This window comes from Bounagaea algeriensis, from assembly GCF_054491375.1.
In genome coordinates, this window is record NZ_CM137102.1 from 2,790,661 (window position 1) to 2,803,830 (window position 13,170).

Below are 13,170 nucleotides of genomic sequence, written 5' to 3' on the forward strand. Positions count from 1 at the left end.
AAGCACCGTGTCCGACGATCACGCGCACCAGGTGAGCATCACCGATGTTCCCGGACTGGAACGCCGCTTCCTCGACGTCCTCGACGAGACCATCCGCGAGGACATCGCGCGCGGCGACTACCACGGCGCGAACGTCATCGTCGCCCGGCACGGCAGCGTCGCACTGCGCGGCAGCTACGGCCACGCCGAGGCGGCCATCGCGCGCCCCACCGCCCGCACCGACATCTACCGCGTCCTGTCGATGTCGAAGGGCTTCACCAACGCCCTGGTGTTCCGCGCGCTCAGCGAGGGCAAGCTGATGCTGTCCACGCGCGTGATCGACCTCATCCCGGAATTCCTCGGCGAGGAACCGTTCCGCGCCGTCCGCAAGGACCGGATCAACCTCGCCCACCTGCTCACCCACCGGGCCGGCATGCCCGCCACCCCCAACCCCGGACTGGGCCCGGACCGCTTCGCCGTGCTCGCCGACGTCATCGGCGCCCTCGGCTCCCTCGACGTCGTGCACGAACCCGGCACCAACCTGAACTACTCGCCAGCCATCAACCACGCGCTGCTGGGCGAAATGGCCTGCCGCGCCTACGGGTTCGAATCGTTCCGGCAGCTCGTGCACGACAAGGTCTTCGCCCCGGTCGGGATGCCGCACACCCGGTTCGGCCTACCCGCCGAGTGGCAGGACCGCGCCGTACCGCTGAAAGTCGTCGCCGCCAACGACTCCTGGCTCAAACCCGACGACATCGAATGCCTCAACGAGGTCACCACCCGCGCCGACGCCGAAATGCCCTGGGTCGGCGCGGTGTCCACCATCGACGACGTCTTCGCCTTCACCGAGATGTTGCGCAACCGCGGCCGCACCGCCTCCGGCGAGCAGCTCATCGGCGAATCCGTGCTGGACGTCGCCACCACCAACCAGACCGGCGACGAGATCAACGACCTCTACGGCATGGTCGCCGACGCTCGCAAGTGGGACCAACCACCCGGCAACATGGGCCTGGGCATGGCCCTGGCCGGAACCGGAACGCACGCCCGGTTCTTCGGGCCGTTCGTCTCCCCGCGCACCTTCGGATCCTACGGCGCCGGATCCTCCCTGCTGTGGGTCGATCCCGCCTCCGGAGTGTCGTTCTGCTTCCTGTCGTCCGGTGTGATGGACGAAGGCGACAACGTCGCCCGCTTCCAGAAACTGTCCTCGATCACCGCATCCGCCGTCCGCTCCCTATGAGGTGGCCACGATGACCGCTGCGCACGACGCGACCGGAGGCTGCCCGGTCGCCCACGGTTTCGACGTCATGTCCGAGGCGTACTACCACGACCCCGCGCTGCACCTGGCCGCAGCTCGGGAGGACACTCCGGTGTTCTGGTACGAACGCCTGCACGGCTGGGTCGTGACCCGGCGCGAGGACGCGTTGCACATCCTCGGCGACTGGAAGACGTTCTCCTCCGCGGCCAACACCGCAGCGCACGTTCCGGAGAAGTACCGCGACGTGTATCCGCCGGAGCTGGTGTCCAGCATGATCGTGGGGCAAGATCCGCCGGGGCACACCGAAACCCGCAGGATCGCTCAGCGCGGGTTCCTCAAGGACCGCATGGACCGGCTCCGGCCCGAGATCGAGGCCCGAGCGCACCGCATCGTGGACCGGTTCGAGAACAACGGCTCCGGCAACATCGTCGAGGACTACTGCCTGGAGCTGACCACGCAGACGATCATGGCGCTGCTCGACCTCGGATACGACAAGGCGCCCATGCTGCGCCAGGTGCGCGACGACCTGTTCGTCGTGCTCTCCAGCGCGCACGCCGACATCACCGAGGAGGCCAGGCTGGAGGTCTGGGACCGGTTCGTGGCCGCCAACCTCGAGTTGCGGGAGATCATCGAATCCCGGCGCGGTTCCGATGCCGACGATCTCATCTCGGTGTTGGCCTCGGCCCGCGACGCCGACGGGTCCTGGTCCCTGGACACCGCGCGCATCGGCCTGCACATCGCCGAGTTCGCCGCCGCCGGTACCGACACCACGGCCCAGGCGATGGCCAACGCGATCCTGTTCCTGTCCCGCAACCCCGAGTCCCTGCAGGATGCGATCGCCGAACCCGAGCTGTGGTCGCGGGTGTTCGAGGAGACCGTGCGCCGCCGGCCCTCGTCGACGTTCACCTCCCGCCGCGCCACCACCGACGTCGAGATCGGCGGGGTGGACATCGCCGCCGGCGACATGGTTCACGTGGCGTTGAGCAGCGCGAACACCGACCCGGCGCACCGCGACCGACCGTTCGAGTTCGACATCCACCGCCCCGATCCAGGCGATCACCTCGCGTTCTCCACCGGGCGGCACACCTGCCTGGGCAACCCGCTGGCCCGGGTGCAAGGTCCCACCGGGCTCAAGGTGCTGTTCGAGCGGCTGCCGTCGCTGCGCCCCGACGAGCCCGTCGAGCTCGACTTCCGCCCCACCGCCCTGGTGCCGATCCGACGAAGCCTGCAGGTCAACTGGGACACCGCCGACGTGCAGCGCTCCCGCAAGCGCACCGTGCGCACCCTCGACCTCGATGTCGTCGCGCGCGAGCAGGCCGCCGACGAGGTGGTCGCGCTGACACTCGCCCACCCCGACGGCGGGGAGCTGCCCCGCTGGAAGCCCGGGGCGCACATCGACCTGCACCTGCCCGGCGAGGACGAATCGCTGGTGCGGCAGTACTCGCTGTCCTCGGCCCCCGAACAGCGCACCACCTACCGGATCGGTGTCCTGCGCGAGCCCGACGGACGCGGCGGGTCGGCGGCCGTGCACGACACCCTGGCGCCCGGTTCGACGGTCACGGTGTCCTGGCCCCGCAACAACTTCCGGCTGGCACCGGCATCGCGGTACGTGTTCGTCGCCGGCGGCATCGGCATCACCCCGATCCTGCCGATGATCACCGAAGTCGACCGCGCCGGGGCCGAGTGGGAACTCGTCTACGGCGGGCGCAGCCGCTCCTCGATGGCCTTCCTCGACGAACTGGCCGCCCACGGTGATCGGGTCACCCTCGTGCCGCAGGACGAGTTCGGGCCGATCGACGTGCACGAGCTGCTCGGCACGGTCCGCGACGACACCCTGGTCTACGCCTGCGGCCCCGAACCGCTGCTGCAGGCTGCGGAGGAGGCCATGGCCGACTGGCCGAAGAACTCCCTGCGACTGGAACGGTTCGCCCCGAAACCGGTGGAACGCTCCGAACCGGACACCCCGTTCCAGACGGAGTTCGCCGAATCCGGGGCGGTCGTCGACGTCGGCGCCGACGAGACCATCCTCGACGCCGCCGAACGGAACGGGCTGCCGGTGATCTCCTCGTGCAAGACCGGCACCTGCGGTACCTGCGAGACCCGGGTCGTCTCCGGCAGGGCCGATCACCGGGATTCGATCCTGTCCGACTCCGAGCAGGAGGACGGAGACACCATGATGATCTGCGTGTCCCGCGCCGCCGACGGATGTTCCCGGCTCGTGCTCGACCGGTGACCCCCGGCTGCCACGTGGCTCACCGGATCGGCCCCGAACGGAGAGGGCTCACCGGCCGAACAGCCGCGCCCACTGCGCGGCCAGCGCGGACAGGATCCGCTCCTCCTGTTCGAGGCCGTTGCGCACGTAGAGGAAGTAGAACGTGTGCTCGAGGCCCAGCATCAACGTGAGCATGTGCGCCTCCCGGTCCAGCCGCTCCTCCTCGGACGCGCAGTCCCGGTGGAGGGCGATCTGCGCCCGGCACAGCCGGCGCAGCAGCCCCAGCCACTCCTCCAGGACGTCCGGTTCGGCACTCATCGCCTGGGAGATCGCCTCGAACTCGGCGGCGTACCGATGCCACATCCCCCGAGCCCGGTCGACCCAGCCCCGCATCGTCTCCGGTCCGTGCTCCGGCAGCGCATCCAGCGCCGAGTACAGCTCGGTCACCTCCGGCTCCAGCTCCCGCATCCGGGTCAGCACCAGCTGCGGTTTGCTGTTGAAGTACAGGTAGAGGTTGGCCCGGCTACCGCCCGCGGCCTGGGCGATCTGAGCCATCGACGTCTGCGCATAGCCCGTCTCCCGGAACACCTGCAGCGCCACGTCCACGAAATGCCGCCGCGTGGCGGCGCTGCGCGCGGTGCGATCGCTCATCGGGTGGCCCAACCGTGCCTCGGCGACGTCCTGCGACCGCCATCTTGCCGTACCCGCCCGACCACGCGGGCGGCTGGTGGCCGGCGATCGGAGAGATTCAGCCCCGGTAGCCGCACGACCTGCTCCGCTCGGACTGCAACTGAGCTTTCCGGCGGCGTTGTCATCACCGAGGCTGGAAGCACACCCGTGGTTGGAGGACGACCGGGATCATCACCAGCCCGAAGTTGATCGAACCCGACCAGATCTTGCTCGCCATCGCCTACTCCAGAATCACGCGGCACGCTGCAGCGAGGGCTCACCTCCTGGACATCGTCCTCTTGTCCAGTCGAGCAAGCCCGTCCGGAGCGGACACCCCGACTCAGACATCCGTGGACCTCGCCGCGACCACGTGCCGGCAGTCCGCGGAGTTCCTCACCGCGGGCCTGCCCCGCCACATCGCCCCGATGTACTGTTCCGCGAGTGCAGCTGCGGTGGGCGTTGCCCAGCGCCTGCATCGGTTGCTCGTGCGCAGGTCGGCGAACAGATCGACGCGACGTGCGTGTTGCTTCGCCGCGGGTACCGGGTAGCCGGAGAGCATGAGCACGGACCTCGAGTTCTTCTTCGACCCGCTCTGCCCGTTCTGCTGGGTCACCTCGCACTGGGTGCGCGAGGTGTCCCGGCAGCGCCCGGTCGAGGTGCGCTGGCGCCCCCTGTCGCTGGCGATCCTCAACGAGAACACCAGCTACGAGGAGCGCAAGAGGGCCTCCCCCGAGTATCCCGAGAGCCATCTGCGCGGCCTGGAGATGCTGCGAGTGGTGCACGCCGCCCGCGAGGCCGCTGGAGCGGAAGTCCTCGGCGACCTCTACGAGGCCCTGGGCGGGCTGGTGTGGAACTCCGAGGCCCCACCAGGCGACGACTTCGACGCGGTCATGCGCGAGATGGCTCGCCCGCGCGACCTCCGCCCGGCGCTCGAACGGGTCGGCCTGCCCGCTGAACTCGCCGAGGCGGCCACCGACGAGGCCCGAGACGCCGACCTGCGGGCCGAAACCCGCGAAGCCACCGATCGCTGCGGCGGGGGCGTCGGCACACCCGTCCTGTCCTTCGCCCCGCCCGACGGTGCGGCACTGTTCGGACCAGTCATCGATTCCGCTCCCACCGGCGGCGCAGCGCTGCGCCTGTGGGACGCGGTGACCACACTCGCCACCTGGCGCGGTTTCGCCGAACTCAAGCGCAACCTGCGCTCCTTCCCCGACACCCCGCTCTCGGCGAAGCTGGCCAGAACCGATACCCAGGTGCGCTGACACCGCTCGGCGGCGGGCGTGCGGTGGCCTGCGTCGACGACGTGCGCAGGCCTTACGCCTTCATCATGATCGGGGCACCACAGCCCGAGCGGGAACCCCGAGGAGGTGTTGCTGTGGTCCACCCGCAACGTGGCCCGTTACGCGGGGGAGGACAACGTCGAGCGCAACGCCGGTGCGGGAATGATGCTGGTATGCATCACCGAGGTCCTCAGCGAGGACGTGACCGAGGAGTGATCCGCGCCGGGAGGGAACGCATGGAGATCGGGTACGTCATCTCGGCCGAAGAGCAGGATCCGCTCAACCTCGTCCGCAATGCGCGCCGTGCCGAGGAAGTGGGGTTTGCCTACCTCAGCGTCTCCGACCACTACGAGCAACTCGCCTCCGAGGTCAGCGAGGATCGGGTGGCCGCGCACACCCCCTGCGGCAGGGCCTCGGCAAGGTCGTGGTCGGGGGGTTGTGACCTGCGGTGATGGTGACGATCTATGTAGATCTGGGGGGAGTAGGGCGGGCATGAGTCCGGCGGTGATCATGAAGGGTGTTGAAGCCATCTGCTCACTGTGAGGACCCATGCCCGCCGCACCATCATCGCCGATGCACCCTGTCTTGGAGCAACTGGCCCGTGTCGTGGCCGACCGCGAGGGCACCGGAAGTGAGTTGCTGGCTGCGTTGTCGGCGGTGCCGGATCCGCGACGTGCCCGTGGCCTGCGTCATCGTCTGCCGGTGATCCTGGCGGTGGCGCTATCGGCGGTGCTGTCCGGGGCTCGGTCGTTCACCGCGATCGGCGAGTGGGCCGCGGACGCCTCTGCCGAGGTACTTCAGGCGCTGGGTGTCGACGGTGCCCCACCAGACGAATCGACGATTCGGCGCACTGTGCAGCGCCTGTCCGGCGATGCTCTCGACACCGGAGTCGGTGGCTGGTTGGACGCCCGCACTCGAGTGCCCGGCGGTCGGCGTGCACTCGCGATAGACGGCAAGACCCTGCGCGGCTCGGGCGGGACGGAGGGTCCGGCTCGCCACCTGATGGCCGCGATCGACCACCACACCGGAGTCGTTCTCGGCCAGGTCAATGTGGACAGTAAGACCAACGAAATACCGCTATTTTCCCCACTGTGCGACCAAATCGGCAACCTACAAGGAGTAGCGGTGACCATGGACGCACTGCATTGCCAGACTGCTCACGCCGAACACCTCCTCGGCGAACGTGGTGCCCACTACCTGGTCACAGTCAAGGGTAACCAGCCCGCGCTGCGCGCTCAGCTGCACGCTCTGCCCTGGAAGCAGGTGCCCGTGGGCCACACCGAGCGCGGTCACGGACGCGTCGAAAAGCGCACCCTCAAGGCCGTCACCCTCGCCGCAGGAATCGCCTTCCCACACGCGGCCCAGGCCATTCAGAGCACCCGCAAGACCAGCACCCTGAGCAGCACCACGCGGCGCACCGAAACGGTCTACGCCGTGACCAGCCTGCCCGCCGACCAGGCCAAACCGGACGAGCTCGCCGCCCTCGTCCGCAGGCACTGGTGCCTCGAAAACCAGCTGCACTGGGTCCGCGACGTCACCTTCGCCGAAGACCACTGCCAGATCCGCGCCGCAAGCGGCCCCCGCGTGATGGCCACCCTACGCAACCTCGCCATCAGCCTGCTCCGCCTCACCGGCGTCACCAACATCGCCCAAGCCCTCCGACACCACGCCCGGGACCCACTCAGACCCCTCGCCCTGCTCCTCATGACCAGCTAAAACACGACCTTGCCGGAACCCTGCCTGAAGGCCGGAGCTTGCGCCGATTTATGGCCTGGTCAGGAGAGCGGCTCCGCGCAACGTTTCGTGATCGCTGAGGTGGTGCTGAGCTTTGCTGCTGAGCCCGTCGAAGCCTCCGCGCTACGCAGAACTCTGCTCCCGGGGCCGCTGTGCGCGCTCCGGAGCATCCGCACCTCGCACGAAACCTTGAACAACAGACCCGTGAGATCAACACTCCGCAGTGGGACGGTCATCGACTTTCACGTTCCTGAAGGAGCGATCACACTGGCGAGCGGGGGCAGCTACGTGAACGAATGCGAAACCGGCGAACAGGGAACATTTCGAATGGTAGGTGCCGCGCCGGCTGCGGACCGTGATGCGGGCTGGCGGAAACGGCCATGGAGGGCAGGTGCGCGCGCGGCCTGCGAGTGGGAGCTTCGCATGAACTTCGCGGTGGTCGACGTGGGCAGCGACTTCGAGTCCGCCAACGGCGGTTCGGTCCCCTTCTCAGGCGGGTTTCCCGTTGCCGGTGGGTGGCCGGATGGTGGGTGCGTGTGGCGGGCAAGCGGCCGTTCCTGCCGAACCGCAGACGGCAAGATCCATCCACCCCCGTCGTCCTGGGGACCAGGGCACCTGACCTGAATACCTACGATCTTAGGGAGCGGCCATGAAGGCTGTGGTGTATCAGCGTCCGTTCGAAGTGGCGGTGCAGGAGGTGGAAGATCCGCGGATCGAGGCCCCCACCGACGTGCTCCTGCGGGTCACCACGAGCGCGATCTGCGGCTCCGACCTGCACATGTACGAGGGCCGCACGGACGCTCAGCCAGGAATCGTCTTCGGCCACGAGAACATGGGGGTCGTCGAGGAGGTCGGTTCCGGTGTCGCCACGCTGCGGCGCGGGGACCGAGTGGTGATGCCGTTCAACGTGGCCTGCGGGTTCTGCGCCACGTGCCGGGCCGGCAAGAGCGCGTTCTGCTTGACCGTCAACCCGCCGGGTGCGGGCGGTGCCTACGGCTACGTGGGGATGGGCCCGTACAAGGGCGGGCAGGCCGAGTACCTGCGGGTGCCGTTCGCCGACTACAACTGCGTGCCCCTACCGGCGGGCGCGGAGCACGAAAGCGACTTCGCCCTGCTGGCCGACATCTTCCCCACCGGTTACCACGCCACCGAACTCGCCGGGGTGGCACCAGGCGAGACCGTCGCCGTCTACGGCGCCGGCCCGGTTGGGTTGATGGCGGCCTACTCGGCGCTGCTCAAGGGCGCCTCCCGGGTCTTCGTGGTCGACAAAGTCGCGCACCGCCTGCAACTCGCCACTCAGATCGGTGCTGAGCCGATCGACTACACGCAGGGTGCCCCGGCTCAGCAGATCGCCGACGCGGTCGGTGCGGTCGGAACCGATCGCGGCATCGACGCGGTCGGCTACCAGGCCACAGCGGTCGAAGGCGAAGAACAGCCGGCCCTGGTGCTGAACCAGCTGGTGGACACCGTGCGGTCGACCGGCTCGATCGGCGTTGTCGGGCTCTACCTGCCCTCCGACCCCGGCGCACCGAACGAGAACGCTGCCCAGGGGCAGTTGCTGTTCAAGGTCGGGCGCTTCTTCGAGAAGGGGCAGAAGATGGGCACCGGCCAAGCCGATGCGAAGCAGTACGCCCACCAGCTCCGGGACATGATCACCGCTGGGCGAGCCACGCCCAGCTTCGTCGTTTCCCAGCGGCTCCCGTTGACCAGCGCGCCCGATGCGTACGCCCGTTTCGACAAACGCGAGGAAGGCTACTCGAAGGTGCTGCTGCACCCCGATCGGAGCGAGTGACGGCGGTGATCCGAGGGGCGCAGTCCGCGCGCCCCTCAGCAGCCGGAGCACGCCGAGCCCCGCGTCCCACGGTGGGGTCTCGGTCGCAGCATGGACTCGAGGCCGCCGCAGTGGCGAGCTACTGGCGCACGGCTTCGACGTTCATCTCGATCGTGACCTCCTTGCCGACCACCCAACCACCGGTTTCCAGCGCCTGATTCCAGTTCACGCCGAAGTCCTCGCGATTGATCTTGGTCTCGGCGGAGAACCCGATGCGCGGCTGCTGCTGGTCGCCGAGCACGTCCGGTCCCGCGCCCTCGAACTCCACCTCCAACGTGACCGGACGGGTCGCTCCACGAATGGTCAGCTCACCGTGCACCTTCCATTCATCACCGGCCGGTTCGATCTTGGTGCTGCGGAATTCCAACGTTGGATGGTTCGGCATGTCGAGGAAGTCGTTCGATCGAAGATGCTCGTCACGCTGGGACTGCCCGGTGTCGATGCTTGCCGCCTGGATCGTGAGCTCCGCACTGGTGTCGGCCTCGGTCTCGCCGAGCGTGATCGTGCCCTCGAAATCCGAGAAGGTTCCGCGCACCTTGGACAGGCCCATGTGCTTGACCGAGAAACCGATCCTCGTGTGCGCCGGGTCGATGTGGTATCTGCCGGGCACAGGAGCTTCCTGCCCCTGCACCGTGCGGGTGAAACCAGTCATGTCGCGCCTCCTTCGATCCACGTTCGGCCACCCCGGTTCCGGAGCTGCTCACCCGCAGTCTCACGCGCACCCCGATCGCTCGCTCGCTGATCACCCGACTGGTGGTGGCGGCTCGACCGGTGATGGACGAACCGCCGCCGAGTCCGCGGTGGCTATCGCAGGTGCAGCGACGCTCAGATCGTGAATGCGCCGAGGCCCCAGTCACCCACGGTGGCGTTCCGGTCGACGTCACCGGGGATCCCCGGCACAGTGCCGGATGCGCTGTGCTGGTGCAGCGCCAGCCGAGGATGGCCCCATCCCGGATTGCCGGGATCGCCGTTATACCGAGCGATCCACAAGAGCACATCGTCCCCGGCCCACAGGTTCGGGTCGATGATGTTTCGGAACCAGTTGAGGTTGGCGTAGACGAGGACCCCGGGCACGCCCGTTGCCGCACGCAACTGGCGGATGAACTCGGGGATGAACGCGTTGGGATCGGGGATTTCGGTGTCTTCCATGTCCAGCATCGGCCACAGGTTGCCCGGTTCCTTCAGCCCGTGCTGGCCCAACCACCACGCGAAATGCCCCACCTGCGGGTCGATCCCGCCCGGCCGGGCGAAGTGGTAGCCGCCCGTGACGATGCCGACGCTCCGCGCACCCGCCACGTGCGCACCCGCCTGGTCATCGACCCATGTCCGGCCTTCGGTCACCTTCGTGCACGCGTAGGTGATGTTGTTGCCCCGAACCGCGTGCCAATCGTCGACCTGGTTGTAGTGGCTGATGTCGATTCCGTAATCCACGTGAGCCTCTCTGCTGTGTCCGGGGGCGCAACGATGGGAGCGCTCAGGTACATCTAACGTTCCCGTCGGGCGCACCGGAACCCGATGTCGAGATCTCGCCAGCAGACACGCGGCGCACCCTTCGCACGGTACTGCAGCAGGTCTCGCAGCTGGCAGCTCGAACCGGATCGGCACGAGCGCCGCGGAGTTGCCCCTGCGGTCGCACTCGGCGTTGACCCTCTGCGACCTCGTCCCCGTTGGGTTTCGGGAAACCGAAGCGGCGGCGCGGGCGAACCGGGTACCGGCTTCGGATCCGAATAGGACAGTTGGCCGGAGGCCCGCCGAAACGGGGACGGCGCTTCCCGCGGGGTGCCACTACTGACGTGGCGATCCCTCCGTCTCGTGCCCGCTTGCCGGGCCCTGTCCGGAACCGCTGCCCCGGCGGGAGGTCCTGTGGTGGGAGGAGCCGACGACGTCGCCGGCCTTCCATTCCTCCCAGCCCGGCTGGTCGGCCATGAACGCCTCGATCGTGGCCTTGTCGGCTTCGAGCTTGGGGTCGTGCCTGAGGTAGTGCTTGGTCTCCCGGTAGATGAGGTTGGAGAGGACGAGGATGCCGATGAGGTTGGGCAGAGCCATGAGCCCGTTCATGACATCGGAGAACGTCCAGACGACCTCGAGCTCCGCGGTGCATCCGACGAAGACGACGAGGCAGAAGAAGATGCGGAACGGCATGACCACTGCCCGGCCGAAGAGCCGTTCGACGTTGCGTTCGCCGTAGTACGACCAGCTCAGCAGGGTGGAGAAGGCGAAGAGGACGATCCCGATGGTGACGATCCAGTGGCCCCATTCCCCGGGCAATCCGTGGGTGAAGGCCTGGCCGGTCATGAGCGAGGCATCGAGCTGCTCGCCGGTGGCGGGGTCGGTTTCGTACCAGGTTCCGGTCGTGATGATGGTCAGCCCGGTGAAGCTGACGACGAGGATCGTGTCGATGAAGGTCTGCGTCATCGACACGAGCCCCTGCCGGACGGGGTGGTTCGTCTGGGCCGCAGCAGCGGCGATGGGCCCCGAGCCCAGCCCCGACTCGTTGGAGAACATCCCGCGGGCGACGCCGAATTGGATGGCGATTATGAGAACCGATCCGGTGAAGCCTCCCACTGCTGATGTGCCGGTGAAGGCCTGCGTGAAGATCGCGCCCAAGGCGCTCGGCACATCACCGATGTTGGCGACCAGGATGTAGAGGCCGCCGAGGACGTAGCAGACGATCATGACCGGTACGAGCGCGGCCGTGACCCGGCCGATGGACTTGATGCCGCCGATGAGCACGACGAGCGCCAGCACGGTGAGGACGATCCCGGTCACCCACGTCGGCACGTTCCAGCTGGAGGCGACGTTCGCGGCGATCGAGTTGCCCTGCGTCATGTTGCCGATGCCGAAGCAGGCGAGAACGGCGAAGACCGCGAACATCAGGGCCAGGACCTTGCCGAACCGGTTCTTGATGCCGTGTTCGAGGTAGTGCTGCGGACCGCCGGACTTCTCGCCGGCGACGTCGGTGCGGCGGAAGCGCACGGCGAGGAAGCCCTCGGCGTACTTCGTCACCATCCCCAGAAGACCCGTCACCCACATCCAGAGTAGGGCGCCGGGTCCGCCGATGCCGATGGCCGTGGCCACGCCGACGATGTTGCCGGTGCCGACCGTAGCTGCAAGCGCCGTGGTCAGTGCCTGGAATTGGGAGATGTCGCCTTCGGAACCCGCATCCCTGCGCTTGACGAGCCCCAATCGCATGGCCGGGGCGAACCGGGTGAACTGCAGCCCGCCCAGTCGGATGGTCAGGTACAGCCCCGTTCCCAGGAGGAGCGGAATCAGCAGGTACGGCCCCCAAACGAAGTCACTGATGCCCTCGAGCACACCCAGGACCGCCTCCATCGGGCCCTCCCATACACGTCTAGGTGAAGCAACTCGCGGACAAAATACAGAACGGGGGCGACCCTCCAGCCGAGGGCGCGGTCGTGCGCCTGCCGCACTCCTGGAGCGGCCAGCACCACCTGCCCATAATGTTGACGGTTTGACAGAAAAGTGGGACAATAGCGCTATTTCAGCGTTTCACTGTCCACAACGTCTGTCCGAACACGACACCGGCGCAGTGATCGATCACGACCATCAGATGCCGACCCCGGATCCGATACCACCGAGGTCGCACTCCCATCACCAACTTTGCCTTCTGCTCATCGTGACTGCGGTGGTCGTTCAGCGCGAAGTAGCCCGTGGCGGCGTGCTCGGGCTCGCTCCAGTTCAGCCAGGAGGCGTTGGTCGGGTGAAGACCGGCTCGATGTTGTTGACCGCGGACCAGGCCGGACTTCGGGGCGCTTGCGCGGCTCGAAGACGTCCAAGCTCGGACGGAGCCGCTGGCCGAGCCAGCGGCGGCGCAGCTGCTCGCGGCAAATGAGGACTCGCTCAGCGTTCGCGGCCCCGGATGCCGCACGTGCGGTTCGGCACCGAGTGCGAGGACCTCGGCCCGGTTGGCCTGGCCCGCCAGCGCACGTCCCTGGAGGAACACCTGGTCAAGTTCCTCACCGAGGGCGAATGGCGACGAGAGCGCAGGTCGTGAGCGCGAAGCGGTGCGCCCCCCGAAGGAGTTGTTGACGCACTCGAAGCGCCACCCGCACGATTGCGTCATCAGCAATAGGGTGCGCAATGAGCAACACTGGTCTCGTGCGTTGCGCCGGTCTCGAGCTGCGGGGCGCGCTGTTCGTTTCAGGAGGACCACCCGGCGCTCGTGCGTACCGACCGGGTGCGGATGTCT

Annotated in this window: 12 protein-coding genes; 7 read left to right on the plus strand and 5 right to left on the minus strand. The window is 67.8% G+C overall.

Annotated features, from left to right (window positions below; translation table 11 throughout):
- Positions 1-7: 7 nt before the first annotated feature.
- Both ACVGV2_RS12570 and ACVGV2_RS12575 read left to right on the plus strand, forming a co-directional pair.
- Positions 8-1,216, plus strand: a complete 1,209-nt coding sequence (locus ACVGV2_RS12570) for a serine hydrolase domain-containing protein (RefSeq protein ID WP_459162559.1) — start codon at positions 8-10, stop codon at positions 1,214-1,216.
- A gap of 10 nt (positions 1,217-1,226) precedes the next feature.
- On the plus strand, positions 1,227-3,467 hold the full coding sequence (locus ACVGV2_RS12575) for a cytochrome P450 (protein WP_459162560.1): 2,241 nt from the start codon (positions 1,227-1,229) through the stop codon (positions 3,465-3,467).
- A gap of 48 nt (positions 3,468-3,515) precedes the next feature.
- Here the strand turns inward: ACVGV2_RS12575 and ACVGV2_RS12580 are convergent, their stop codons facing one another.
- Positions 3,516-4,097: a TetR/AcrR family transcriptional regulator gene (locus tag ACVGV2_RS12580; protein WP_459162561.1), complete on the minus strand. Its 582-nt coding sequence runs from the start codon at positions 4,095-4,097 to the stop codon at positions 3,516-3,518.
- Between the two features lie 575 nt (positions 4,098-4,672).
- On the opposite strand from ACVGV2_RS12580, the gene ACVGV2_RS12585 reads away from it, so the two are divergent.
- From ACVGV2_RS12585 to ACVGV2_RS12605, 5 genes are all read left to right on the plus strand, one after another.
- Positions 4,673-5,377 carry a mycothiol-dependent nitroreductase Rv2466c family protein gene (locus tag ACVGV2_RS12585; protein WP_459162562.1) on the plus strand — a complete coding sequence of 235 codons (705 nt, stop codon included), beginning with the start codon at positions 4,673-4,675 and terminating at the stop codon, positions 5,375-5,377.
- Positions 5,378-5,482: 105 nt separating this feature from the next.
- Positions 5,483-5,611: a hypothetical protein gene (locus ACVGV2_RS12590; RefSeq protein ID WP_459162563.1), complete on the plus strand. Its 129-nt coding sequence runs from the start codon at positions 5,483-5,485 to the stop codon at positions 5,609-5,611.
- A 20-nt stretch (positions 5,612-5,631) separates the two neighbouring features.
- On the plus strand, positions 5,632-5,847 hold the full coding sequence (locus ACVGV2_RS12595) for a hypothetical protein (RefSeq protein ID WP_459162564.1): 216 nt from the start codon (positions 5,632-5,634) through the stop codon (positions 5,845-5,847).
- 133 nt (positions 5,848-5,980) lie between these two features.
- On the plus strand, positions 5,981-7,111 hold the full coding sequence (locus ACVGV2_RS12600; RefSeq protein WP_459162565.1) for an ISAs1 family transposase: 1,131 nt from the start codon (positions 5,981-5,983) through the stop codon (positions 7,109-7,111).
- 667 nt (positions 7,112-7,778) lie between these two features.
- Positions 7,779-8,921 carry a glutathione-independent formaldehyde dehydrogenase gene (locus ACVGV2_RS12605; protein WP_459162566.1) on the plus strand — a complete coding sequence of 381 codons (1,143 nt, stop codon included), beginning with the start codon at positions 7,779-7,781 and terminating at the stop codon, positions 8,919-8,921.
- 118 nt (positions 8,922-9,039) lie between these two features.
- On the opposite strand, the gene ACVGV2_RS12610 is transcribed toward ACVGV2_RS12605, so the two are convergent.
- The 4 genes from ACVGV2_RS12610 to ACVGV2_RS12625 form a co-directional block, all read right to left on the minus strand.
- Positions 9,040-9,612, minus strand: a complete 573-nt coding sequence (locus ACVGV2_RS12610; protein WP_459162567.1) for a YceI family protein — start codon at positions 9,610-9,612, stop codon at positions 9,040-9,042.
- A gap of 173 nt (positions 9,613-9,785) precedes the next feature.
- The gene (locus tag ACVGV2_RS12615) at positions 9,786-10,391 is read right to left on the minus strand and encodes a glycoside hydrolase family 25 protein (protein WP_459162568.1); all 606 of its coding nucleotides are present in this window, start codon (positions 10,389-10,391) and stop codon (positions 9,786-9,788) included.
- 354 nt (positions 10,392-10,745) lie between these two features.
- Complete coding sequence (locus tag ACVGV2_RS12620; RefSeq protein WP_459162569.1) at positions 10,746-12,293, minus strand: alanine/glycine:cation symporter family protein; 1,548 nt, start codon at positions 12,291-12,293, stop codon at positions 10,746-10,748.
- Positions 12,294-12,462: 169 nt separating this feature from the next.
- On the minus strand, positions 12,463-13,044 hold the full coding sequence (locus ACVGV2_RS12625; protein WP_459162570.1) for a hypothetical protein: 582 nt from the start codon (positions 13,042-13,044) through the stop codon (positions 12,463-12,465).
- Positions 13,045-13,170: the final 126 nt, after the last annotated feature.